Origin of the sequence: Streptomyces sp. NPDC059994, assembly GCF_042737755.1 — a bacterium.
In the GTDB taxonomy this organism is placed as follows: Bacteria; Actinomycetota; Actinomycetes; order Streptomycetales; family Streptomycetaceae; genus Streptomyces.
Window position 1 is genome coordinate 149,786 of the sequence record NZ_JBHWUR010000007.1, and the last position, 23,415, is coordinate 173,200.

Annotated in this window: 24 protein-coding genes and 4 pseudogenes; 17 read left to right on the forward strand and 11 right to left on the reverse strand. The window is 70.0% G+C overall.

Translation table 11 applies throughout. The features are described from left to right. The first annotated feature begins 13 nt into the window (after positions 1-13). Together ACFWA7_RS06760 and ACFWA7_RS06765 are read left to right on the forward strand one after the other, a co-directional pair. Positions 14-295 carry a hypothetical protein gene (locus ACFWA7_RS06760; protein WP_385821437.1) on the forward strand — a complete coding sequence of 94 codons (282 nt, stop codon included), beginning with the start codon at positions 14-16 and terminating at the stop codon, positions 293-295. A 40-nt stretch (positions 296-335) separates the two neighbouring features. Then, positions 336-2,714, forward strand: coding sequence for a tetratricopeptide repeat protein (locus ACFWA7_RS06765; RefSeq protein ID WP_385821439.1), 2,379 nt, complete (start codon positions 336-338; stop codon positions 2,712-2,714). 53 nt (positions 2,715-2,767) lie between these two features. On the opposite strand, the pseudogene ACFWA7_RS06770 reads toward ACFWA7_RS06765, so the two are convergent. Then, positions 2,768-3,079: pseudogene (locus ACFWA7_RS06770) on the reverse strand (hypothetical protein); the annotation flags it as partial. Between the two features lie 285 nt (positions 3,080-3,364). Here ACFWA7_RS06770 and ACFWA7_RS06775 point away from each other — a divergent pair. After that, positions 3,365-4,135 (forward strand): oxidoreductase, encoded by a 771-nt coding sequence (locus ACFWA7_RS06775; RefSeq protein ID WP_385821441.1) that lies wholly within the window; start codon positions 3,365-3,367, stop codon positions 4,133-4,135. A gap of 69 nt (positions 4,136-4,204) precedes the next feature. Here the strand turns inward: ACFWA7_RS06775 and ACFWA7_RS06780 are convergent, their stop codons facing one another. Then, complete coding sequence (locus ACFWA7_RS06780; RefSeq protein ID WP_385821443.1) at positions 4,205-5,101, reverse strand: LysR family transcriptional regulator; 897 nt, start codon at positions 5,099-5,101, stop codon at positions 4,205-4,207. Between the two features lie 328 nt (positions 5,102-5,429). Here ACFWA7_RS06780 and ACFWA7_RS06785 point away from each other — a divergent pair. The 4 genes and pseudogenes from ACFWA7_RS06785 to ACFWA7_RS06800 form a co-directional block, all read left to right on the forward strand. Then, positions 5,430-5,588 (forward strand): annotated as a pseudogene (locus ACFWA7_RS06785) (Tn3 family transposase); the annotation flags it as partial. Next, a complete protein-coding gene (locus ACFWA7_RS06790) occupies positions 5,562-6,161 on the forward strand; it encodes a maleylpyruvate isomerase N-terminal domain-containing protein (protein WP_385821469.1) in 600 nt (199 codons plus the stop codon). The pseudogene ACFWA7_RS06785 and the gene ACFWA7_RS06790, both read left to right, overlap by 27 nt. 10 nt (positions 6,162-6,171) lie before the next feature. Further along, complete coding sequence (locus ACFWA7_RS06795; RefSeq protein ID WP_385821445.1) at positions 6,172-6,804, forward strand: DUF6629 family protein; 633 nt, start codon at positions 6,172-6,174, stop codon at positions 6,802-6,804. Positions 6,805-7,287: 483 nt separating this feature from the next. Beyond that, the gene (locus ACFWA7_RS06800) at positions 7,288-7,500 is read left to right on the forward strand and encodes a hypothetical protein (RefSeq protein WP_385821447.1); all 213 of its coding nucleotides are present in this window, start codon (positions 7,288-7,290) and stop codon (positions 7,498-7,500) included. Here the strand turns inward: ACFWA7_RS06800 and ACFWA7_RS06805 are convergent. Continuing rightward, positions 7,475-8,062 (reverse strand): TetR/AcrR family transcriptional regulator, encoded by a 588-nt coding sequence (locus tag ACFWA7_RS06805; protein WP_385821449.1) that lies wholly within the window; start codon positions 8,060-8,062, stop codon positions 7,475-7,477. The genes ACFWA7_RS06800 and ACFWA7_RS06805 overlap by 26 nt on opposite strands. A 69-nt stretch (positions 8,063-8,131) precedes the next feature. Here ACFWA7_RS06805 and ACFWA7_RS06810 point away from each other — a divergent pair, with 69 nt between their 5' ends. The 3 genes and pseudogenes from ACFWA7_RS06810 to ACFWA7_RS06820 all read left to right on the forward strand — a co-directional run bounded on the left by ACFWA7_RS06810 (position 8,132) and on the right by ACFWA7_RS06820 (position 10,368). Beyond that, a complete protein-coding gene (locus tag ACFWA7_RS06810; RefSeq protein ID WP_385542094.1) occupies positions 8,132-9,025 on the forward strand; it encodes an NADP-dependent oxidoreductase in 894 nt (297 codons plus the stop codon). Between the two features lie 234 nt (positions 9,026-9,259). Next, positions 9,260-9,608 (forward strand): annotated as a pseudogene (locus tag ACFWA7_RS06815) (IS5/IS1182 family transposase); the annotation flags it as partial. 211 nt (positions 9,609-9,819) lie between these two features. Next, positions 9,820-10,368: a DUF1062 domain-containing protein gene (locus ACFWA7_RS06820; protein WP_385821451.1), complete on the forward strand. Its 549-nt coding sequence runs from the start codon at positions 9,820-9,822 to the stop codon at positions 10,366-10,368. 367 nt (positions 10,369-10,735) lie between these two features. Here the strand turns inward: ACFWA7_RS06820 and ACFWA7_RS06825 are convergent, their stop codons facing one another. After that, positions 10,736-12,187, reverse strand: a complete 1,452-nt coding sequence (locus ACFWA7_RS06825) for an amidase (RefSeq protein WP_385821471.1) — start codon at positions 12,185-12,187, stop codon at positions 10,736-10,738. Positions 12,188-12,684: 497 nt separating this feature from the next. Between ACFWA7_RS06825 and ACFWA7_RS06830 the strand changes: the two genes are divergently transcribed. Then, a complete protein-coding gene (locus tag ACFWA7_RS06830; RefSeq protein ID WP_385542097.1) occupies positions 12,685-13,077 on the forward strand; it encodes a hypothetical protein in 393 nt (130 codons plus the stop codon). 295 nt (positions 13,078-13,372) lie between these two features. Here the strand turns inward: ACFWA7_RS06830 and ACFWA7_RS06835 are convergent, their stop codons facing one another. Both ACFWA7_RS06835 and ACFWA7_RS06840 read right to left on the reverse strand, forming a co-directional pair. Further along, entirely contained in the window at positions 13,373-14,314 is a 942-nt protein-coding gene (locus ACFWA7_RS06835; RefSeq protein WP_385821453.1) for a DNA-3-methyladenine glycosylase family protein, read from the reverse strand. Between the two features lie 2 nt (positions 14,315-14,316). Next, positions 14,317-14,694, reverse strand: coding sequence for a VOC family protein (locus ACFWA7_RS06840; RefSeq protein ID WP_385542100.1), 378 nt, complete (start codon positions 14,692-14,694; stop codon positions 14,317-14,319). 86 nt (positions 14,695-14,780) lie between these two features. Here ACFWA7_RS06840 and ACFWA7_RS06845 point away from each other — a divergent pair, with 86 nt between their 5' ends. The 3 genes from ACFWA7_RS06845 to ACFWA7_RS06855 all read left to right on the forward strand — a co-directional run bounded on the left by ACFWA7_RS06845 (position 14,781) and on the right by ACFWA7_RS06855 (position 16,930). Then, entirely contained in the window at positions 14,781-15,239 is a 459-nt protein-coding gene (locus ACFWA7_RS06845; RefSeq protein ID WP_385821455.1) for a MarR family winged helix-turn-helix transcriptional regulator, read from the forward strand. Between the two features lie 349 nt (positions 15,240-15,588). After that, positions 15,589-16,038: a papain-like cysteine protease family protein gene (locus ACFWA7_RS06850; protein ID WP_385542104.1), complete on the forward strand. Its 450-nt coding sequence runs from the start codon at positions 15,589-15,591 to the stop codon at positions 16,036-16,038. A gap of 10 nt (positions 16,039-16,048) precedes the next feature. Further along, positions 16,049-16,930: a hypothetical protein gene (locus ACFWA7_RS06855; RefSeq protein WP_385821457.1), complete on the forward strand. Its 882-nt coding sequence runs from the start codon at positions 16,049-16,051 to the stop codon at positions 16,928-16,930. Positions 16,931-17,132: 202 nt separating this feature from the next. Here ACFWA7_RS06855 and ACFWA7_RS06860 read toward each other — a convergent pair whose 3' ends face one another. The 4 genes and pseudogenes from ACFWA7_RS06860 to ACFWA7_RS06875 form a co-directional block, all read right to left on the reverse strand. Next, a complete protein-coding gene (locus tag ACFWA7_RS06860) occupies positions 17,133-17,906 on the reverse strand; it encodes a polysaccharide deacetylase family protein (protein ID WP_385821459.1) in 774 nt (257 codons plus the stop codon). A 707-nt stretch (positions 17,907-18,613) separates the two neighbouring features. Continuing rightward, positions 18,614-19,210: an HAAS signaling domain-containing protein gene (locus ACFWA7_RS06865; RefSeq protein ID WP_385821461.1), complete on the reverse strand. Its 597-nt coding sequence runs from the start codon at positions 19,208-19,210 to the stop codon at positions 18,614-18,616. Continuing rightward, positions 19,207-19,581 (reverse strand): PadR family transcriptional regulator, encoded by a 375-nt coding sequence (locus ACFWA7_RS06870; protein WP_037696304.1) that lies wholly within the window; start codon positions 19,579-19,581, stop codon positions 19,207-19,209. The genes ACFWA7_RS06865 and ACFWA7_RS06870 overlap by 4 nt, the downstream gene beginning before the upstream one ends. A 262-nt stretch (positions 19,582-19,843) precedes the next feature. After that, a pseudogene (locus tag ACFWA7_RS06875) lies at positions 19,844-19,989 on the reverse strand (dienelactone hydrolase family protein); the annotation flags it as partial. 397 nt (positions 19,990-20,386) lie between these two features. Here ACFWA7_RS06875 and ACFWA7_RS06880 point away from each other — a divergent pair. The 3 genes from ACFWA7_RS06880 to ACFWA7_RS06890 all read left to right on the forward strand — a co-directional run bounded on the left by ACFWA7_RS06880 (position 20,387) and on the right by ACFWA7_RS06890 (position 22,967). Further along, positions 20,387-20,665: a polyprenyl synthetase gene (locus ACFWA7_RS06880; RefSeq protein ID WP_385821463.1), complete on the forward strand. Its 279-nt coding sequence runs from the start codon at positions 20,387-20,389 to the stop codon at positions 20,663-20,665. Further along, positions 20,655-21,710 (forward strand): polyprenyl synthetase family protein, encoded by a 1,056-nt coding sequence (locus tag ACFWA7_RS06885; protein ID WP_385542114.1) that lies wholly within the window; start codon positions 20,655-20,657, stop codon positions 21,708-21,710. The genes ACFWA7_RS06880 and ACFWA7_RS06885 overlap by 11 nt, the downstream gene beginning before the upstream one ends. Before the next feature lie 96 nt (positions 21,711-21,806). After that, positions 21,807-22,967 (forward strand): oxygenase MpaB family protein, encoded by a 1,161-nt coding sequence (locus tag ACFWA7_RS06890; RefSeq protein WP_385542116.1) that lies wholly within the window; start codon positions 21,807-21,809, stop codon positions 22,965-22,967. Between the two features lie 57 nt (positions 22,968-23,024). Here ACFWA7_RS06890 and ACFWA7_RS06895 read toward each other — a convergent pair whose 3' ends face one another. After that, on the reverse strand, positions 23,025-23,231 hold the full coding sequence (locus ACFWA7_RS06895) for a hypothetical protein (protein WP_385542118.1): 207 nt from the start codon (positions 23,229-23,231) through the stop codon (positions 23,025-23,027). Positions 23,232-23,415 lie beyond the last annotated feature (184 nt).

Consider the following 23,415-nt stretch of genomic DNA (forward strand, 5'->3'; position numbering starts at 1 on the left):
CCATTGCGCCTGCATGACGCGTACGGCTGTCGTGTGCTTCCAACTGCCGGGCGCGGGCACGGCCGTGCCGGTCGCCGACCCGGTGGTTCTGGAGGCCACGGCGCACATGGACAAGCGACCCGAGGAGCTGTTCGCGTTCCTGGACCCGCTGTGCGAGGCGGGCAACCTGCAAGTGCTCCCCGCCGACGAGCACACGCCCTGGCGTCGGCTGCCGCGGGGACTTCGTCTCCCCGCGCTCGCCCTCCTGTTCGTGCTGATCTGCGGATTCGTGGCCCTGGGAGCGGCACTCGCCTGAGCCGGCCACAGCCGGGCCCCAAGTGCGGCATCCTCGCTCTATGGGGGATCGGCGATTCGACCTGTGGACGGCGGCCGGGGCGGTCGCTGCGGGCGCCGTACTGGCAGCGACCTCGGTGGTGCTCGCCGCCGGGCGGGCCCCGGGGCCGACCTGGGCAGCGGCCACCGTGGGTGCGTTCGTCGCGTGTGCGGCCATCACCGGGAAAAGGGCCGTGGAAGCTCTGGGAACACGGCTGGCCGAGCCCGTCGAACGAGTCGTACGCCGCTCCGCCGCGCGGAACGCGCTCCTCGGCCCGGCACAACGGGTCGTCGACTCCCGTGAGCGCATGGCGTTGAGCATTCACACGGCGATCCCCCTGCCTGGCGACGCCGATCCGGGGTTGTCGAGCAGCCTGCCGGAATACATTCCGCGCCGGATCGACTCCGACATCCGTGCATGGATCAGGGCACACACCCGGACCGGCGGGCTCGTGGTGCTGGTGGGTGAGGCGGCGGCGGGCAAGACCCGTTGCCTGTACGAGGCGCTGTGCGCCGAGGTCCCCCTCTGGGGGTTGCCCCATATAGAGACGGGTGCGCAGCTCAACGCCCTGGTCCGGGAGGGCGTCGGTCTGCCGCAGTCCGTCGTCTGGCTCGACGAGTTCCAGAACTTCTTCGGTGACGAGGCGCTGACGGCCCCGGCGGTACGGCAGTTGGTTGCGGGTCGGCACGGCCCCGTTCTGATGGCGGCCACCATCCGCACCGAGGAGTTGGACAGATTGCTGCACTCCACCGAGCCGTCGACCGACGCTCCCGAGGGCTCGGACGCGATCGGCCGCCGTCACGCCCGTGAGGTGATCAAAATGCTGGCGCGCTGGTCCCCGCGCGGTGAGGCGACGGAACGCGCCATGCGCTTCCACGTCGACAGCAGCCTTTCTGCCGAGGAGCGGACCCGGGCCCAGGCGCTGGCCGCGATCGACCCTCGTATCGAGGTCGCGCTGCGCGGCGCGGAGGACGAGCGGATCACCGCGACCCTGGCGGGCGCCCCGGAGCTGATCGAACGCTGGACGCTCGATTCGGGCGACCGCCACGGCCAAGCCGTCATCACGGCCGCTGTCGTCGCCCGTCGGTGCGGTCATCCCGAAGTCGTGCCGATGGAGGTGCTGGAAGCACTGGCCATGAGGGCGCTGTCGGCGCAGGCGCGTGTCCCGCTGTCGGCTCAGTGGCTGGCCGGTGCGATCGCGTGGGCCGAGAACCCGATCGAGGGAAGGATCAGCGCGCTCCGCAGATCGGCGACCTCACCGGGTGTCGTGGAGGGCTTCAAGGTCTCCGACATCCTTCTCCAGCACTCCTACTCGGCGGCCCGGAGCATCGTGCATCCCATGCTTGACGACGAAGGCACGTGGAGCACGCTCCTGGCGCACGCCTCGCCGTACGCCGGGAGCGACATCGGGCTCGTCGCGGACGCCGAGGGCAGGACCGAACTGGCACGGCGAGCATGGCGCAGGGCCGCTGACGCCGGAGACCTGCGGGCGATGCACTGGCTCGGCAGGTCCTGTACCCGTAGCGGGGACCACGCTGAGGGCGCGAGCTGGTTCCGCCGTGCGATCGACCTGGGCGACAACACCGCGATGTGGGCTCTCGCACGCTGCTTGCACGGGTCGGGAGATTTCGCGGGGGAGGAGCGCTGGTTGCGCGAGGCCGCATCCCTGGGGGATGCGTCCGCCATGGTGGATCTAGGCGTCGCCCTTTCCGCCATGGGCCGGCAGGACGAGGCCGAGACCTGGTTGCGCCGGGCCGCGGGACTCGGTGAGGCGGTGGCCATGGCCAACCTCGGGTACCTGTGGGAACAACGCGGGGACCTCACCCAGGCAGAGCACTGGAACCGGCAGGGGGCCGTTGTCGGTCACCCCGGGGCCATCGAGAACCTGGCGCACCTGCTGAAGAACCGTGGGGACACGGGCGAGGCCCTGCGGTGGTACCGGCGCGGAGCCGAGCGTGCGCGGACACTCATGCAGGACTCCCCAGCCGCGTACCGGCCCTGGCCGGGCGAGGCCCAGGACCATGGAGTGTCCGATACAGTCCTCGGGCTCGCCCGCATGTTGCTGGAGGCGGGCAGGACAGAGCAGGCCGAAGTCTGGTTCCACGAGACCGCCGACCGCGGGGACCCACGAGCCGCGGCGGCGCTCGCGGACATCGAAATCGGCCGCGGAGAGCCGTCCCTCGCTCTGTTCTGGCGCCGCACGGCCGCCGAGTCGGCCGACGCCCTCCTCACCCGCAGCCGGCATTCGCTGAGGGCCTCCTACGGCGAACCCGGCGTGCAGCGGCACGTGCGCATCCTGAGGCGCTACGCGGAGTGCCTCGCCGACCAAGACGACGCGGCCGGAGCCGCGGAGTGGAACTCCCGGGGTGACAGGCACACTTCGCCCGGCTCGCTACCGTGATGTCGTCAGCCGCCGCTGCACCGGGTACGGGTGGTCGCCCATCAGCGCGTCCGTCACCGGCGGACTCCGCGCGCGAGGCGGCCCAGCTGGTCCAGCTCCGTCGCGTACATCCGGATGGTGTTCTCGATGACCGCTTCCGCCACGCCCGGTGTGGGCAGCTCGGCCCGGCTGGTCTGCAGGGCCACCCGGACCGCGCGCATCTCGTGCTGGAGCTGGAGCTGTGCGTGCCGGGCGAGGATGACGTGGTGGCGGGTGAGCGGTGAGTAGCCGGCGTAGCGGGCCGGCAGCAGGTCGCGCAGCCAGCGGGTGGCCGTGCGTTCCCAGTCCCGCGTCCCGGGTTCCTTGACCTGACAGGGCCGGTCCGGGCACCGGAGCGCCGCCCCACGGGGCGGCGACCTCGCTCAGCGACGGTGTGAATTCCACCTTCGCGAGGGCCGCTGCCGCGCCGGTCACGGACGAGGGACCGGGGTGCCATAGGAATTCCCTATAGCACCTGCTGACATTTCGTCTTTGCCTCTCATTCTTTTCCGGACGTACCGTCAAACAGCTCGACGAGGTGCTCACCGCGATTTCTCCGAAGATTCGCGCTCTGCGCACGTCGATTCTCCTTACGTCGAGCGGACGAATTCGTGATCGAGGGGACCGGTGGCATGACCACGATCGAAAACGGCTCGGGAACGCGAGAACTCGCGGGAAAGCGGGCCCTGGTCACAGGTGGTTCTCGGGGGATAGGAGCGGCCATCGTGCGCCAACTCCTGTACGCGGGCGCCGAGGTGCTCACGACCGCCAGGTCGGCGACGAGCACGGTGCCGGAGGGGGCCACCTTCGTGGCGGCCGATGTACGGACACGGGCTGGAGCGGAGGCGCTCGCCACGGCCGCGCAGGAGGTGCTCGGCGGGGTGGACATCCTGGTCGACAACGCGGGTGGGGCGCGACCGTACCAGGACGCCTCGGCCATCCCCGACGAGGAGTGGCAGGACCAACTGGACCTGAACTACCTGGCCTCGGTGCGGCTGGACTCGCTGCTGACACCGGGGATGCGGGAACGGCGTTCGGGGGTGGTCGTGCACGTCTCCTCGGCCGCGGTCCCCCTCACGCCACCTCCGTTCCTGCACTACACGGCGGCGAAGGCGGCGCTGGAGAACTACAGCCGGGGACTGGCCCTGGAGCTGGCCCCGTTCGGAATCCGGGTCAACACCGTGACTCCCGGCAGAGTCGCCACCCCCGGCGGCGAAGCAACGCGGGAGCAGTGGGCGCGCCTGGCCCCGGGGCCGGGCCAGGACAACACCACCGTGCCGCTGGGGCGAGATGGTCAGCCCGACGACATCGCCCACGCGGTGATGTTCCTCGTGTCCGACCGGGCGAGCTGGCTGACCGGGAGCAATCTCGTCGTGGACGGCGGTGAATTCCCCAGGGGTTGACACCGACGGCATTCCGGAACACCAGTTTCGACACAAGGAATTGAGCGGCGCCCGCTTCCTTCTCGCCCGTCAGGACACCGGTGAGAAGGAAGCGGACTCGGACCAGGTCTCCTGACGCAGGAGGTCGAGCAGGGCCGCCTCCGCCGGGCCCGCGCCGTGCCGGACCACGGCAATGACGGGCTGGGACATGACCGGGAACACCGGGCGCACAAGGTGCTCGTAACCGTGGGGCACCGCGGAGGCCGGGACGAGCGTCACCCCCAGCCCGTGGTCGGCCCAGCGCACGGCCGTCGCCGTCTGGGAGACGCGGGCGACCGTGGTCGGGGCCAGATCGTTGTCCCGCAGCGCGTTCAGCAGCACGCCGTCGAGCGCGCTGTCGCGGTCGAACCTCACCCACGGCTCCCCCTCCAGCTCGCGCAGCTCGACCCGGTCAGCGGCGAGCAGCCGGTGCCCGGCACCCAGCACCACGACGAACTCCTCGTCGCCGAGGTGGTGGGCGTCGGCGGGGCTTCGCTCGCACGCCGCCATCAGGGCAAGGTTCAACACGCCCCGGCGGCACAGCCGCTCCAGCTCGGCGGAGCTCGGTTCCTCGAAGACGGTGACCTCCAACCGCGGGAAGCGGCGGCGCAGCGTGCCCAGCGCGCCCGGCAGCTGCCGTGTGCCAAAGCCCATCTGCACCGCGACCACCAGCTCGCCCACCAGCTCATCGGCACCGGCCCGCGCCGTCGCCCTCGCCCGCCGCGACGCGCTGACCGCGACCTCCGCCTCCCGCAGGAACGCGCGGCCGACCACGGTGGGCACCAGTCCGGTCGGCGTGCGGGTGAACAGTTTCACACCGAGTTCCCGCTCCAGGCCGCGGATCTGCTGGGACACCGACGGCTGAGCGACGTGCAGCTGCTCCGCCGCCGCCGTCACCGAACCCTCCTCGGCAACAGCCAGGGCGTACTCGAACTGACGAAGGCTCATCGACTCCCGTCCCTCCCTGCGTTGGACTGCGATCGCCCCATTGTAATCTTGTAATCGTCGTCGAATGAGTAGAGCGAGGGCGGCGCCGCGCTGTTGGTGCTGCTCAAGCGGGACCCGGGCGCGGTCGGCCTGGATGCCCATGCTGACGGAGATCAGCAAGCTGAACGACGTGAGTAAACTCGGGCCGCCCGAGGGGCTGTTCGCGGACTGATCGCAGATTCTGGGAGCCGCGTGGCGGGGCGCGAGCGATCAAGATGTACCCCTCGGACTTCCGCGACACCGCCGACGACGTACGCATCACGCTGCTCGCGGCGCCACCCGCGGCGCCACCCGCGGCGGTCCCAAGCAGCCCACCTACGCCGCGCTCGAACAGCTCGGCGGCGCCGTGCGCACGATCTTCGCGTGCGACTACCTCACCGGCCCTGACCTGCGCCGCGAGATCCACTCCGGGCTCCAGGTCGTGGAGAACTGGAACAGCGCGAACTCCGTGCCCCGCAGCGGATGCCTCTATTCTCAGAATGAGAACACCGCGCCATCGGGCGACCCTGCCGCACCTCGGGAGCGCGAGGCCCTGCTGGCCTGGTTGGCCGCATCGACGCAGGAGCTGCTGGACGCGCTGCGGGAGGCCGGCCCGGAGCGCGGTTGTTGGACGTGGTGGGGTGCGTCGCAGTCGCCGCCGACCTGCGGTGCCGTCGCCCGGCACCAGCTCCAGGAGATAGCGGTGCACACCTACGACGCCCAACTGGCGCTGGGTGCCGCGCAGCCGCTGCCGGACGAGGTGGCACTCGACGGTGTCGAGGTTTTCCTGTCCACCTGCGTCGCAACGACGAGCGCCTGGCCGCACGAGGCCGCTTTCGTCGACTTCCATGCCACCGAGGGCCGCTCCTGGCGCCTCTCGCTCTCCGCTGACGGCGCACGGACCACCCGCATCCCCGCGCCCGGCCCGAGGCCCGCCCCCGCTGCCGGCGAGGACCCGGACGCGGCCGACGCCTCCGCTCGGGGCACGGCCGGTGAGCCCCGAAGGAGTGTCCGGCGCGCTCCCTCACCAGGGCGGCCGTAGCGTTGCTGGTATGTGCTGGAGCGCGACGGCCGACCTCGTTGCGGGCGTGGGCATTATGGCGGTGGTGGCCGCCTCGGTGACCTTGGCGACCCGACGCCCCCGCGACCTGCCGCTGGCCGCGCTGCCTCTCCTCCTGGGGGGCCATCAGATCATCGAGGCCGCGGTCTGGCACCACGACGGGGGCACCGGGCCCGCCACTGTCGCCTGGGCGGTCATCGCGCTCCCGCTGCTGGTGCTGTGGGTACCGGCGGCCGTGCTGTGCGCCGCGCCGCCGGGCGCCCGTCGCCGCCTGCTCATTCCCCTGGCGGTGGGAGCCGCGACGGCGGCGGCGCTCACCTACGCGCTGGCGACCCGCACTGTGACGGCCGAGATCCGTGGGCACACCGTCGGGTACTTCCTGGGGCTGCCGCAGGCGGAGCTGACCGTCATCGGCTACCTCTTCGCCACCATCGGCTCCCTGCTCCTGTCCGGCGACCGGGGCCTCGTCCTGTTCGGTGTCCTGGTTGCCGTTGGGGCCGCGGCGTCCTTCGCCCTGTGGCGGCAGGAGTACATCTCGACGTGGTGCGCGTTCGCCGCGGTGTGTTCGGTGGTCCTGTTGCTCTGGGTCGGAAGGCGTCGTCCGCCAATTCCACGGCGGCCGTGAGGCCGTCTCGAACTGTGAAGGCGGCGGCGGTCCGATCGGGCTCTGTCCGCACCTTCTTTGGCCAGCCCGCACAAGGGCGGTGTAGGAGCGCCAGCGAGCGCAGAGTCGGCACGGTGCTCCAGGCAGGGCCCCAGCACCGCATCCCCGAACTGGGCGCTTCCGAAGGTGCTGGGTGAACAGGAGCCGGAGCCGCAGCCGGAGTGGGCCGCACGGTGGGTGGCGGTCTGGCGGGCCGGCTGGGCGGATGTCATGGTGCCGCTGGGCGAACTGGCCGGGACCGCGACGGGAGCGGTGGGGCCCGAACGCCATTTCGCGTGGCATACGCGGCAGCGGCACAGGCCGGGATCGGCGTTCACGGTGTCGCCCGGACGGTTGCACGGTTTCGAGAGGTTGGCCGAGCGGCGTCCGCTGCGGGCCGTCGTTTCCTGTGTGGCGCTTCCGAGTTGCTCTCGCAGCTCTTCACTCTGCGGGCTGGCTCGTCTCGTGCGTCGGGCAGGCGCCAGTGGAGAGTGGCTTCCCAAGGCTGAGCAGAGCGCGACGGACTGCTGCTGGAGCTGGTCCCCGGGCAAGCGCGCCGAGCGCCGTGTCTGGGAAGTCAAGACCGTCCCGACAGGCAAGCTGAAGCTCCTCGTCCCCGACCGGCTCCTGCTCTACCTGGAAGAACAGTTCCTCACGCAGGTCGAGAAGGGCAGGTGACTTCCCAGGCCGCCTCGATCATCCGGAAGATCTCGTCCACCGCGGCCTCCGGGTCGGCCGCCTCACGGGCCAGCGAATAGGCGTCGATCACGAACCTCGCGATCGTTCGGCAGGCCGTTGTGGTCCTTGACAGGTCGAGATCGGCGGCGATGGCCGTTGCCAGCGACTCCGCATGACGCAGCCTCATCGACTCCTCGTACTCCCGCAGGGCAGACGATTCGTCGATCATGCGCCAGGCCGGGGCGGCGCTGTCCGCCGTGCAATGTTGCACCAGGGCCTGGATCTCGCGGCGCAGTGCGGGGATGAGCGGCTCGTGCGGTGCCCGGTCGGTGGCCGCCCGCGTGAGGCGTTGCTCGAAGTCGTCGTCCTGCTCGAACACCAGGGCCTCTTTGGAGGCGAAGTGGGAGAAGAGCGTGGTGACGGCTACGTCGGCCTCAGCGGCCACGTCTCGGATGCCCACCGCGTCGTACCCGCGTTCAAGGAAGAGCCGCAGGGCGGTGTCGGCGATCTTCTGGCGGGTCGCGGCTTTCTTGCGCTCACGGCGTCCGGACGGCACGGTCATGCCATGACACTACCAGATACAAAAGCGAAACCGTTTTTAAACCCTAACGGTTAGTGTTACGGTCGCCGCATGAAGAAAGTGAGCTTCGCCGAGTTCGGCGGTCCGGACGTTCTGCAACTCATAGATGCCGAGGAGCCCCACGCGGGCCCCGGCCAGGTACGCATCGCCGTGCGGGCGGCGGGCGTGAACCCCGTCGACTGGAGGATCCGTGAAGGCCAGTTCCAGAAGGTCCATCCGATCGAGTTGCCCGCCGGAGTCGGGCAGGACGCCTCCGGGGTGGTGGACGAGGTCGGTCAGGGTGTCGAAGGGGTCGAGGTCGGCGACCACGTCTTCGGCGAAGGCTCAAGCACCTACGCCGAGTTCGCCGTCTTGTCGGCCTGGGCCCGTATGCCCGAGGGCCTGACGTTCGAAGAGGCTGCCGGGTACCCCTCTGTGGTGGAGACCGCGCTGCGCATCATCCGCCAGGTCGGTGTGCGGTCCGGACAGACGTTGCTTGCCAGCGGTGCGTCCGGTGGAGTCGGATCGGCGGTGCTGCAGATCGCCCGCGACCGCGGCATCACGGTGATCGGCACGGCAGGGGCCGCGAACCAGGACTATCTGCGTAGCCTGGGTGCCGTCGCCACGACGTACGGCGAGGGCTGGGTCGAGCGGGTGCGGCAGCTCGGCCATGTCGACGCGGCTCTCGATCTGGCCGGCTCGGGCGTGATCCGCGAGCTCGTCGAGCTGACCGGGGATCCGCAGAAGGTGATCTCCATCGCCGATCTCGCTGCGCCGGAGCTCGGTGTCCGGTTCTCCGGCGTGGCCGGGAGCATGCCGCAAGCACTCGCCGAGGCCGCCGGCCTCATATCGCGGGGGAAGCTCCACATCCCGGTCGAGAAGTCGTACACGCTCGCCGAGGCCGCGGCGGCGCACATCGACAGCCACGCCGGACACACGCGCGGGCGCCGGGTCATGGTCGTCTGAGCCGTTCCCCGCGCAGTTGCACTGCACCGGCAAGCTGAATTCCCTGGCGGCGGTGAGGCTTCTCGTCCTCCCGCCACCAGGGTCCGTTACCACTCAGGCCCGCACCCGGGTACTCCGTGAGTGTTCGGCCTGTTCAAGATCCTGGGATACAACTTCAGCCCGTGCTTCCGCGACCTGGACGACCAGCGGTCCTGGCGCGCGTCGGTACCCGGGGGTGGGAGCGGGACGTACGGGGTTGCCCGCCGGGGCGGCGGGCATCCCCGCACCCGCCCCGATCCCCGATCACCTCGGCGACAAGGAGTCCAGCTCCCGCCGTAACCGTCGCCACCCGCGCAGATGCCACATCGAGCACACCATCCCGCGCCGAAGGACCAGCGGGCCAACCGCAAGCCCCGGGGCGCCAACGGGGGCCGGCCCGCCGGCTTCGACAAGACGATCTGCGAGCGTACGAGCAAGGTCGAGCGGACGGTCAACAGGTTCAAGAACCTCCGGGCCGTGGCCACGAGGTACGACAAGCGGGCAGGCCTGTGCCTCGCACGGCACCGTCACTGTCGCCGCGGTCCGGCTCTGGCTCTGTCCATGACCCGCCGGACAGGACCTGGCGATGAGGCGCTCGAAAACCAGTGGAACAGCGCCGCTGTGCTGCCTTACCGTGCTGCCGATCCAATTCATCCAGGCAAGGACGTCCCGTTGTACACCCTGTGAGACCTCCCGAGAGCTGATGTGTCGCGCGTCGCGCATGTGCGCCGCGCTCCTTTTTGCTGCGGACTTCTCACTGAAACCGGTGTACTTCTGTGCTCAATGACTGGGTGGTCATGCCCACCTGCCTGCCCACCGTTCTCCGCCGTTGCCACGCCTGCGCGTCCGAGCGCTTCCGGGCAAACGGCAAATTTCGCGTCAACGCAAACCACAAGCTCATCGACGCCTGGCTCCTCGCGCTCTGTACCGCTTGCGGGGACACGGCAAAGCTCACGGTCCTGGAGCGGATGAACGTGCGCTCCGTACGACCTGAGCTGCTGGACCGGCTGCATGACAACGACGCCGGCCTGGCAGCTGAGCTGCTCCAGGATCCGGTCGTTCGGCGCCGCAATCGCATCGCCCTCGACTGGGACAACGCCTGGCGCCTCGACACCGGCGGATCGGATCACCTGGACCGCGAGGTGATCGATGTCTCGGTTCGCTTTGCGGCGCGGATCCCCGTCCGGCCGGTGCGGCTGATCGCTGAAGGTTGCGGTCTTTCGCGTGCTGAGGTCGGGAGACTGATCACGGAGGGGAAACTCGTTTCGGCAATCCGGCTGAGCGGCAAGCTCTCCGGTGACTTCACCTTCACGCTCAAGCGCTGAGTCCTCCTCGGGGCCAGGGACTGTCCGGCACGATCCCCCGGACAGTCCCTGGCCACGGTGGCCGACCGCCCTCCGGTGGCGGCGTGCGGCATCGACACGGCGGAGGACGGCCAGCGGTGGTGGGCCGTCATGGTCTTTGAGACGAGCGACCGCCAGCCGTCCCTCGCGTTGAGCCCCCGGGCGCCGCAGCCCCCTGCACCCGCCCGTAGCCCTCGTCGGCATCGACGGAAACCGTGTCGCTCCGAAACGCTCCGCAGCCTCCGGCCGAGCGCCGAGCGCCGACCGCTGGCCCGGTTCGCCCCACTAGACCGACGCAGTGCCCGACCCTGCCGGGCCGGGCACTGCGACGGACACCCGGTCGTACGCCCTACTTCGGTACCTGGAAGCCGCCGATCTCCTGCTCAAGCAGTTCGGCCAGCCGCAGCGGGGTGCGGTCCTCGAACATCGGACCGATGAGCTGTACTCCCACCGGCAGGCCCTCGGGGGAGCAGCCTGTTGGTATGGCGGTGGCGGGTAGGCCGGGCATGGTGGGCAGACCGGCCCAGACGAGCAGGTCGAAGTACGGGTATTCGACGCCGTCGATGTCGAGGCGGCGTTGCCGTGGATCGGGGTTGTGGTCGTGCGGGAACGCGGGAGTGGGCGTGATGGGACACACCACGGCGTCGAACTCGGCGAAGAGCTGCCGCCAGCCGTGGCGGTGGAGCTCGCGACGACTGTTCGCCTCGATCCAGTCGTGGTGGCTGAAGACCATGGCGCGCAGCCGCACCGCATCGAGGCTCTGGTCGTCTGCGCTCAGTTGGGCGGCGAGGGTCCGCAGCTGCTCGTACGCTTCGACGGGAAAGCGCGCAACGGCGCTGGAGAACAGCAACTGCGTGTAGAGCATGCCGGCTTCGGTCAGGTCGGGCAGCAGTGGACTGTGCCGCTCCACGCGGGCGCCGGCGTCGACGAGCGCGTCGGCCACCCGGTTCAGGCCTGCCCGCACGGCGGACCCGGTTGGTATGAGGGGATGCTCATCGAGGATCAGGACCCGGAAGTCGCTGAGCCGCTCATGGCGCGCGGGCGGCAGCGTCAAGTGGTGCGCCATACCGAGCGTCAGCGGGTCGGGTCCGGCCATGACGTCGAGCAGGAGCGTGAGGTCGCGGGCGGTGCGCGCCATCGGACCGACCACGGCGAGGTCAAGGTCGACCGGCAATGCCGGCGTGTCCGGCGGGACCATACCGCGGTTCGCCGCGAGCCCGAGTGTCGGCTTGTGTGCGTAGATGCCGCAGAAATGTGCGGGGGTGCGCAACGAACCGGCGATGTCGGAGCCGATGGACAGCGCGCCGAATCCGGACGCCAGGGCGGCCGCTGATCCGCCGGAGGACCCACCCGGCGTGCGACCGTGATCCCACGGGTTGTTGGTGGTGCCGTAGATCTCGTTGAAGCTCTGCACGTCTTGCAGCCCGACGGGCACGTTGGTCTTGCCGAGCACCACCGCGCCTGCGGCCTTGAGCCGCGACACCTGCACCGCGTCCTCGGCCGGCATGAAGTCCCGGTGTTGCGGCATGCCCCAGTTCGTGGGCAGGCCGGCGATGTTGTAGGACTCTTTGACCGTCACCGGAATGCCGAGCAGCGGCTGGTCCTCACCGCGGGCGCGCGCCTGGTCGGCACTGCGCGCGGCGGCCCGCGCACGGTCGAAGTCCGGTACACAGATCGCGTTGATCGCCTTGTCGTCCCGCTCGATACGGGCGATCGCCTGGTCGGTCAGCTCCGCCGAGCTCACCTCACCGGCGCGCAAGGCAGCCGCGAGTTGTTCGGCCGTCTGAAAATTCCACTCCATGAATCCGACCGTACGGGCCGCTGGGACAGGGCATGAAACGCCGCTTTGCGCAACGGGATGGATGCCTGAATACTCATCATGTTCCTTTCCGGGCACGGACATTGATCCGACGGCCGCCGATGGCGGGCGGCGGGTCGGTGTTCGGCCGGAGAGTTCAGGAGACCTTCGGCGCGAGCGCCGTGGACTCCCGTCGACAAGCCGACCGCGTCGCCCGGGGAGTTGCCCGGGGAGTTGACCGGCCTGCGCGCGAAGCAGGCGGCCCGCCGGGGAGGGGATCACGGCCGGGGTGTGGGCTCACCGGCCATCACGCCTGCCCGTCCGACGGCCGATGCCCCGCGTTGTCCGCGGACAATCCGCGTTGTCCGCGATCTCCGGTCCGCTGATCTGCAGTTTCCCTTCAAGGCCGGGTGGCCAATTGATCCGGTCCCCATAGTGGCTTCAGCGGCGGGAGCATGCCGCTCCCCGACGCCCCGACCACAGGAACAAGGGAGTTCCCCATGAAGAAGAAGATGCGAATAGGGACGCTGGCCGGAGTAGCACTGAGCCTCAGCCTCGCGGGGGTGGCGCTGGCCCCGACTGCGTCCGCGTGGGACGGCAACACCCATGTCAATCGATGCGGCGTCCTCCGTAACCAAAACTGCGGGCATGGTGGTGTGGCCGACAACAACAGGAGGGTGTTCGCCTATGACCAGCGCTCCGACGACGCCGGCTTCCGGACGAACTACCGGATGATCAACGGCGTAGTGGACTACATCAAGGACCCCGATGGCAACGGGGGCGTCGGCGGTCAGGTGTGGACACCCCAGCCCGTCTCCGCCTACCAGGTGTGTTCGGAGCAGTCAGGCGGTCCTGCCTGGTGGTTCTGCAGCGATTGGATCTCTGTCCTCTAGCCTCAACACCCGTGACCTGTGAGCTGCGACCTGTGACCCGAGGCGCTCAGGCGCTCACGTCACGGGTCGTGGCCCGGTCACCCCGGCGCGACCTCCCGCCCGGGCGGGAGGTGAGCACCGGCCCGGGTGCTGCGCTGACTTCAGGGACGGCGGCTGTGGCCAATGCGCCAAGACCTGGCGCGGCTGTGGCAGACGGCGAAAGACCCGGCAACCGATCGTGTGGCTGTTTCGAACCGGGCGCCGCACGGGTCGCGAAGGGGATGCGGCTGGTCGGGCGATTCCAGACGGCGCATGGTTACGTCCCACTGTGCGTGCGCAACAGGAGGGCGACCCAGCTGCGGTAGGGCGCCCAGTGGTTGCTGATGTCGGCGAGGCGGTTCGTGTCGGAGGCGTCCTGATTGCTCAAGCCGTAGGCGCGCGCCATCGCGGCGTGCAGTCGGGGTTCGTGGCGTGGGAAGACATCGGGGTGTCCGGCGCCGCGGATGAGGATCAGCTCGGCGGAGAACGGGCCAATGCCGGGCAAGGCCTGAAGGTGGGCGAGGGCATCCCGGGCCGGCATCGCCCGCAGCCGGCCGGCGTTGAGGTCGCCGGCGAGGGCCGCGTCCGCGAGGTGGCGCAGGCGCTCGGCCTTGGTGTCGGGCAGCCCGGGGACGCGGTCGAGTTGGCGCAGGACCAGTGGGGTGGGGAAGGCGTGCAGGGCGCGGCCGGCGACGGTGACGTGCTGGCCGTGGTGTTCGGCGATGCGGGCCTTGACAGCGGCGGCCTGGACGATGCGGATGCGGTGGCCGATGACCGCCCAGGCCGCTGCTTCGTACGGGGAGTGGAAGCACACCGGCCGCAGTCCCGGGTATGCCGAGATGAGCTCGGCTACGACGGGATCGCCCTTGGCGAGTTGGGGAAAGCCGCTGCCGTCGACGTCGAGTGACAGGATCCGCGCCAGCTGCTGCCGCACCGTATCCATCCCGGGGGGAGGCTCGGTTTCTGTGGCCGTCCCGGCCCGCCCCTCGCCGGGCAGGCCGGTGTCCACGATGGCTTGCGCCTCCACGATGCCCTGGGGGCCGTCCACCTGCCTCACTTCGACGCCGACGGTCGAGTGGCCGTCGTCGGCGGGGAATGCCAGGCGCAGCACCTGGTCTTGTGCGGTGTCGTGATACCTGGCGGGGGTGAATCCCTTCAGGAAGCCGAGAGCGGCTGCGAGGGAGAAGGGTCCTTGCGGGGTGATGGTGAAGGCGTGCACGGTCAGTTCCCGTGGGCGGTGATGGCGTAGCCCTCGGGGCCGAGGAAGGTGAACATCGTGCCGAACGGGCCGTCCTGCGGTGCCTTGACGATGGGGGTCCCGGCGGCCTGGAGGCGGTCGTGGAGGGCCTGGGCGTCGCTGGTCCTGAACCACAGGGCGACGCCGAGGCCGGGCCGCTCCACGCTGTCGAGGTCCACCCCCGGCAGGGGCTCGCGGACGGCGAACGCGACCGGCTCGGTGGTGAACACCACGGCGCCGGGGGGCGAGGCGGGGGCCCGGCGCAGCCCGAGCTGCGTTTCGAAGAAGGCGGCGGCCGTCTCGACGTCACGCACCTGTAGTGCGATGAAGTCGGGCCCGGTGACGGAAACGGCGGTGGTCATGGGGGTGCTCCTCAGACTTGCTCGATGTCAGGACTTTGACATTCGCGAAGGTAGGTGTCTTCGCTCATGTATGTCAAACTCCTGACATGAGCGATGGGACAACCACCGGCCCGATCCCGACCACCGACGTGACCGAGCGGCTGGGCTACCGCCTCAAACGCGCCGCGGCCGCCCTACGCGGCGCGATGGACAGGGCCCTGCGCGAGTACGGACTGACCGTGCCGCAGTACGCCTGCCTCGAACTACTCGACCAGCAACCCGGGCTGTCCAACGCCGAACTGGCCCGCGGCGCCTTCGTCACCCGGCAGTCCATGAACGTCGTCCTGCGCGGACTGCAGGACGCCGGCCTGATCATCCGCGCGACCACCACCGACCACGGCCGCGCCCTGCCCGCCCACCTCACCGAGGAGGGCCATCGCCGCCTCGCCGCGGCACGCTCTGCCGTCTACGCCATCGACCAGCAGATGACCGACGCCGTCCCGCCGAAACGCCTCGCCGCCCTTCTCGCCGACCTGGACCGCATGGCGGAGACACTCGGTGGGTGAACGGGTCTACAGCTCGATGGGCGGGCGCGTTGGTGGACCCGGGTTGGTCACCGCCCAGCTGATGGAACAGCCTTCCCAGCCAGGACCACCACCCAAGTTACGCGATTAACCGACAAATAATCAGTAGGGGTGAAATTTCCGCAAGTACCCTATATAGCTTGGACATGTTGCGCTGTCATATTCGTGTCAGATTGCCCCGCTCATCTCGTCGCACCCATCAGGGGAAGGCAGGAACATGGGGAGATTCAGGTACGGAACCACGGCGTCGGCCATCGTGCTGGCCGCCTTGGGATCGCTTGCGGCCGCGGGAGGCACGGCTCACGCGGAAGCGGGTCAGGACACCATCGGCATGCTGAAGCAGGAGAAGACCCAGTGGTGCTGGGCCGCCTCCGGGCTGACCATCGCCAAGTTCCAGGGGTTCGGCTCCACACAGACGGACTTCTGCAGCCGGGCCCAGCCCGCCTACGGCTGCAACAACCAGCCCGCCACGCTCGACGACATGGCCAGGGGCTGGAGCAGCCTCGGCATGGCCCGCTCCGGCTCGGGCCTGAGCAGCGCGGCCACGTTCAACCAGGTGTACACCGACGTCAAGGCGGCCCGGCCGATCGGTGCCCGCATCGGGTGGACGTCCGGTGGCGGCCACATGAACGTGGTCTACGGCTTCGACACGTCGAACACCACGATCGCTGTGGCCGACCCGTGGCCGGACACCGCCACGTACACCTGGTGGAACTACAACGACTACGTAAGCAACAGCTCGTCCAAGTGGACCCACTCCCGCATCGGCATCTCCCGCTAAGGCAGGCGACATGCGCGACACCAGCGGCACCAGAACGTCCAGCAAGCGGGTGGACTCTCGCTTCTCCCGCCTGTCCATCGTCTTCGCACTGAGCGCATCCGCATTACTGTCCGTCGTCGGTCCGGCCCACGCGGCCCCGGCCAAGGACCCTCTCCCGGCCGATATCCCCGACTACCAGGCCGCCCTCAACGCGGTGAAGTCCGCCGACGTCCGCAACGCCGTCTGCCGCTTCCTGAGCACCCCGGTGCCCAGCGGCGGTACCGGCGGGCCGGTGCAGACGATCCCCGAGACGGCCGAGCCGTGCCGGGGCCTCCCGGCCTTCACGATCAAGGACCCGTTGGCGCTGAACGAGATCACCCCCGGGTTCGTCGCGGGCACCTCCCAGCCACTGCCCACCGAGGCGGTCAAGCTGACGCAGCTTGTCTCCTCGCTGAACACCACCGTCAACGGCCGCAACGCCACCGTCATGCTCGCCCCCACCCAGGGCGGCGGCTGGCACCTGGCGGCCGTGCGCGACGGTGACAGCGACGCCGCATACGCCGCCAAGGCCACCGTGGGCACGCTGGTCTTCACCGAGCCGCAGATCCGCGGCTGGTACCAGCTCAAGCTCACCACCGTCGAGCCACTCAACGACCAGGCCCGGCAAGGACTGGGCGGCCAGGCGTCGGTGTCGCTCAGCGACTATCAGAAACTGGTCAAGGCCCGCTACGCCGACAAGCTGCCCGGCTCGGAGTACGACACCAAGGGGTATTCCAGCGGCTACAGCCCCCAGCACAAGGCGGACGACGCCTCGTCCTCCATCCCGCTGATCGCCGGCGGTTCCGGCGCGGCACTCGTCCTCGCGGGTGGGGCCGCCGTGCTCCGCCGGCGTCGGCGCGCAAGCATCTGCTGAGCCCGACCCCGTACGCCCCCTTGCTCCGCCACGGCAGCCAGCCGGGGCGGAGCAAGGGGGCATACGGCCGACCCGCCGCCGCTCGACCAGGGATTTCCCCCACGCACGGAACTGGCGACGGCCGCTTGTCAGCTGGTCGGCACATTCCCACGGCTGACCCGGGGCCGGCGCCTCGAACGCCGGGACCGGCCATGGCCGGGGCTCAGTGGACCGGGAAGCCGAAGGAGTAGCCCTGTTCCTTGAGCCGGGGGAGGAGGCGGCGCAGGGCCTGGACGGTCTGGGTGCGGTCGCCGCCCGCGTCGTGGAAGAGGAGTGTCGGTCCGTTGTGTAGCTCTCGCTCGACGGTGGCGACGATGGCGTCCGTGCCCGGACGCTCGAAGTCCTTGCTGTCCACGTTCCAGCCCAGCGGGCGCATGCCCCGGGAAGCGGCGAGGTTGCGGCTGTAGGGGGTGAAGGCCCCGCCGGGTGCCCGGTAGTACATCGGGCGTACGCCCCCGGACGCTTTGGTGATCATGCGTTCGGCGTCGAGTATCTGCTGTGACTGGTAGGCCTGGGGCTGTTTGTCCATGGCGGTGTTGTGCGACACCGAGTGGTCGCACAGCCGGTGTCCGGCCGCGACCACTTTCTTCACGAGGTCCGGGTGGGCCTGCGCCTGCGTACCCACCATGCAGAACGTGGCCTTCACGCCGTACTCGCGCAGCAGGTCGAGCACTTGAGGGGTCCACACGGGGTCGGGGCCGTCGTCGATGGTGATGTTGATGCCGCGCGCCCCCGCCTCCGAGGCGTGCGCGATGGTCGCTGCGACCGGCTTGACGTCACTGCTCGGCGTGGCCGGCGCGGTCGCTTCTGGTGTCGAGTTGCCCGCGGTACCGGCCTGGGCGGTCCACAGCGAGGCGCCGGTGGCGAGCATCGTCACCCCGAGCGCCGCCCCGGCCACCTTGCCGTACCAGCCCCGCCCGCCGCCATGCCGTGCCATGTCCGCCCCTTTTCGCGCAGTCCCTCGCCGATCCCGGTCACCTTGCGACCACCTGGCAGGACGAGGCACGGCGGCCGGGGGATGCGTCTGTTACCGATCACGGACAATTCCGGGAGAGTTCGCGGACAACTCTCCACGAACAGCGGCCGGGACCGCACCGGTTGACTCGATCGCGCCTCCTCCGGCACCGGCGCGCACCGGCCGCGGCCACCCGTACCGACTACGTCGGCGTACGGCGGTTCACCGGGAATCTCCGTACCTCGACGCGGGATCGTCACCTGACGACGGCCGCTTTTCGGCAGGTCGGCACATTGCGCGGGTTGGCCCGACCGCTCCACGGTGCACCGCCGCGGCACGAGCACGAAGTCGGTCGCGCCCTTGGGGTCGGCCTGGCGATGGTCTTGACGGTCAGGCCAAGTCCACGGGCCCAGGAGCAGGTGAGTACGTGATGGTTACGCACCGGGCACGATCGGGCCGTCGACACTGTCGCCCCGGCCGCCTGTACCACCGTCCTGCTCCCGCAGGGCACCGGCGGGATATGCCCGCACGCGACGAGACGCTCTGGCCGCCGGCTCCTCAAGACCGGGCGCTGACGTCGCTCATGGCGGGCAGCCCTTGTGGAAGTCAAAGGCGTGGATGGCCTCTTCGAGCGGCTGCTGTGCGTCCATGCCGCCGAACTGCCGCTCGATGCCGTGCGGTGGCCGCGCTCAGGCGCGGCGGACCCGCCAGAGCCAGGTTGCCGTGCCGGCCAGCAGAGCGACCGTCGCCAGGTTGGCCAGGAGGGCCGGGGTGTCGCCCGCCAGGCCGCCGCTGGACTGGTTCCAGGCGGTCACGACGGCAGTTGGCAGGACGGCGGTGAGCATTACGCCAGTGGTCTTCTGGACGGCGGTCCAGTGCACTGAGGTGCAGAGAAGTACCGCGCCGGTGATGCGGAACAGGACGCCGATCAGCGGTCCGGAGTGGCCGGGGAAGATCATGATGAAGGGCAGCGAGAAGGTGAGCATCAGGAGCGGGACCAGGGGGTGCACCTTGCCGCGCCGGGCGGGTGCGCCGACAACGCTCCGGGCCGGGGCCCCAGCGGCCCCGTTTTCCGCCTCGGTCAGCGCGGTCGCCGCGATCGTACGGGGGTCCCCCAGCTCTGCCAGGACCTCGCCGATCGCGGCATCGGGGCGTTCGGCGCGCGTCACCTCGATGTGTTCGGTGAGGTCGGCGAGGAGTTCCTGGCGGCGGTCGGCGGGGAGCGCGGAGGCTTCGCGTTCGACGGCGGAGAGGTAGTCGCGTACAAGGTCGGTAGAGGTCTTCATGCGAGGTCTCCGGTGGAGGGGTGGGGGGTGGTCAGGAAGGCGTCGACGGCGTTGCGGAAGCCGGGCCAGACGCGGGTGAACTCGTCGAGTGCTGCCCGGCCGCTGTCGGTGAGCGCGTAGTAGCGACGGGGTGGTCCGGAGGCGGACTCCTGCCAGGTGGTGGTGACCAGGTCGTCGCGGCGGAGCCGGGAGAGCAACGGGTAGACCGTGCCCTGGCTGGTGGCCAGGGCACCGGAGTCCTCCAGGGCGTGGAGGAGTTCCACGCCGTAGCGGGGGCGGTCCCGCATCAGGGCGAGTACGCAGTACTCCAGGACCCCCTTGCGCAGTTGGGCGGCTGCCCGGGCCTGCTTGGTCGAATCACCTGGTTCCATGCGATGCAAGATACCTGGTGGAGCAAGTGTATGGGAAGCGGGCGCGCGGATCCCCTTGGCTTGCTTGTTCCTGAACATTGGCCATCACGCAGGGCGGTGAGTGTCGCAGGGCGTTCGGCGGTCCTGCCCATGTCGTAGCGGGTGGCGGGGTGGCGGTTCTCCGAGCCGGGTGGTCGTCCTGGGCCCGGCCGGGTGGGTTTGGTTATAGGGGCCGGACTGCCCAGCTGGAGGCGGATGTTTCCGGCTGTTCAAGCAGCCCAATACGGCGCTGGAAGTCGTTCAGGCCCGGCCCCTCAGGCACGATCAGGACCGCGGGCCGGCGGTCGACACCGGCGGGGAGTGCGAGGTGCCCGATCATCGCCAGCCGTCAGCCGGGCACTCGACCGTGCGCGTGGTGACCGTCGTCATGACACTGGACCGTATTGATCGTCGAGCCCGGTCGGGCCGGTCTTCACCCTCGGCGGAACAGCGCGCATCGTGATGAGCTCCGCGTCGGTGAGGGACGCAGGCGAACCGTGCAGGGCAGCGGTCCGGTCCTATGGGGAGATCGACAGGGTGGTCTTCCGTACGAACGGGGCTTGGCCAGGGCGGCTTTGGGCGGCTGCGCCGAGCCGACTTCAACTGACCCTGGCAGGTGGCCGAACTCGTCCAGCGGGAGAAGATCCACCTCGCCGTATCCGTACGGTCGACCGATGTGATCACTCGATCGTGAGTTCTTCCGCTCTCGCGCCCGGTGTGCCCCGATGCTTGGAAGGAGGGCGCGTGACCGGCGCCGTCCGGACGGGCAGCGGGTGGGGGAGATGACATGACGCAGGAATCGGGACGATGCAAGAGCTTGGACGGCCAGGCGCTGTTACTGGCAGCCGGGCTGGCTGATCTGGCGGTGAGCACGCTGGGCTCGGCCCTGGGAACGGTGCGGGGTTTGCTGCGCCGCTCGGACGCCGCGGAGCTGGCGTCGGAGGCCGAGCACGACCTCATGGCACGTGGGCGCCTGCTGCTGGACCGCTACGCGGCCGCGCCCCCGGCCCACTTGGAGGTCCTCGCCCGGCACGCCCTGGCTCGCAGGGCCGTCGATGACGTCTGACCGGTGGGATCCGGACGCGTTCAAGGCACGCGTCGACGACGTGCTGCGCCGGTTCGTCGCCCAGGAGGCCGAGGAGTTCGAGGCGATCGATCCGGCCCTGGGGTCGGTGGCCGCGAGGCTGGAAGCGGCGGTCACGGAGGGCAAGCGGCTACGGGCGGCGTTCTGTTACTGGGGCTGGCGTGCAGTGGGACAGCCGGACAGCGACGCGCTGGTGCGGGCGGCGGCCTCCATGGAGCTGGTGCACGCCGCCGCGGTCGTGCACGACGACCTCATCGACGACAGCCCGCTGCGGCACGGGCGGCCCACGGCCCAGGTCGCCCTGCGCGGCGCCGTGGGGCACTGCCCGGACGCCGATGCCGCCGCGTGTTCGCTGGCGATGCTGGTGGGTGACCTGCTGATGGCGCTGGCCGGGCAGTTGTTCGCCACCAGCGGGCTGCCCGCCGCGTATCTCGTCCGGGCCCGTCCGTTGTGGTCGGTGATGGCCCGTGAGCTGATCGCGGGGGAGTGCCTGGAGATCCTGCGCACCGGAGCCGGTCCGGACACCGAGGCGTCGTTGAAGGTGATCCGGTACAAGACCGCCAAGTACACCGTCGAGCAGCCCCTGTTGATCGGTGGCGCCCTGGCCGGGGCGGGCGCGCGGCTGCGCGAGGGCTACTCCGCGTACGGGCTGCCGCTGGGCGAGGCGTTCCAGTTGCGGGACGACCTGCTCGGCCTGTTCGGAGACCCGGAACGCACCGGCAAGGCCAACGCCGACGATGTGCGAGGCCAGCGGCCCACGGCGCTGCTGGCGGAGACATGGCGCCTGGCCGGCGACGGCGAGCGGGAACTGCTGCGGGCCTTGCTGGGGCGGGGTGACCTGGACGGGGAGGGGCTGGACGCCGTGCGCGAGGTGATGCGCGGGCTCAGAGCGCCCGACCGCATCGAGGACATGATCAGGGCACGGGTCGAGGAGGCTCTCGATGCCCTCCACGAGCTGGACGCGGCGGCGCACGCCGCCGCTGCCCTGACCACGCTGGCGCATTCGGCGGCGGTCCGCCTGTTCTGACTCTCGTACCCAGGTGGCGCGGAATCCGTGCGTCCCTGGGCAACTGGACCCTCCCGCCGGCCGTGAACGACCCCGTGGAAGACGAGGAACCCTGCCATGACCTACACCGAGGCATCGATGGACGCTCTGCGGGACGCCGGTGACGAACTCGCCGACGCCACCGTCGCCACACTCTTCGAACGCGGGGAGGTGGGCAAGCTCAACACCCTGATGCGCTACGTCTCCACCGCAGGCGCTCCGCTGCCGGACGGGCTGCCCGACGTCGCGCGCGAGTACCTTGAGGCCACCCGCACCCCGCCGGCCTGGGTGGACTGGTCGGAGATGGAGAAAGCCCGGCTGTTCTTCATCGACAACAACGTGCACATCTCCACCGCGCTGTCCTTCGCCTCCATGCCCGCCTGCTACGTCGTTCCACACGTGGCGAAGCTGCTGTCGGCCACCCACGGGCTGAAGTACCCCTCCAAACGGATGGCGGAGACCGGCCAGTTCACCGTCTACCTGATGCAGCCCGACGCCTTCGAGGCCGGCAGCCGCTTCATCCCCGCCGCGCAGAAGGTCCGCCTCCTGCACGCCTCCATCCGCCACCACCTCACCCGTGAGGGCCGCTGGGACGCCGAAACCTACGGGACGCCGATCTGCCAGGAGGACATGATCGGCGGGCAGATGTTCTTCTCCATGCTCGTGCTGGACAGCCTGCATCGCCTGGGTATCCACATGTCGACGGAGGGGGCGGAAGCCTACTACTACGCCTGGCGCGTCGTCGGCGCCATGCTCGGCGTCGACCAGGACGCCGTCCCCAAGACCCTCGACGAGGCACGCCAGTTCCTCGACCTGTACATGATCCGGCACATGGCGCCTTCCGGGGAGGGAGCGCACCTGACCCGGCAGCTGATCGACCTGTACGAGGAAGTGGTGCCGGGAACCTTCTTCGACCCCATCGTCTCCGCCCTCATCCGCTACCTGGTCGGCGACACCTGTGCCGACTGGCTCCAGGTGCCGAGCACACCGTGGGACACCGTCGTCAAGGCCGTGCCCCACCTCCTGGGCGTTCTGGAGACCATCGAGGACCGCTCCCCGCTCGGCGCCTGGGCCCTGGACCGCCTCGGCCACCTCACCAGCGTCCTGGAACTGTCCTCCCTGACCCGAGGACGCGTCATGCACTACGCCATCCCCGAAACACTCAAGAAGGACTACGGCATCGCCAGCGCGGTACCGCGCACCCACCGGTGGACCCCACCGGCCGCCACCGTCTCTTGACGATCCGCACGCTCAATCCGTCGGGGTCGCGCCCGGGGACGTCCGGCCCGCCTCGGTTCAGCCCGCCAGCTCGGCGATCGTCCCGCCGAGCACCCGGTCGCGTACCTCGCCCGGACTCGTGACCCGGTCCACCTTGCCCTCGTGGTCACCCCTCGCCCGAGCCGGGACCAGGTCGCCGTACGGGGCGTGCGAGCCGAACAGGGCCCGGTCCGGGATCTCCGCGATGGCCAGCCGGACCGCGAAGACGATGTCGGCCGTGGACATTTCCGGGTACATGTTCGGGGCGCCCCGGACCAGCTCGATGGCTGCATCCAGTTGAGGCCACCGAGCCGGCTGACCACGAGCGGAACCGATGGGCACCGGTCGGCGAGCGGCGCCTGCGTCTTCAGTCCCGGCGACGGCTCGTGAGCAGTGCAGGACGCTGACGACCGCCGGCCCGGCGCAGACG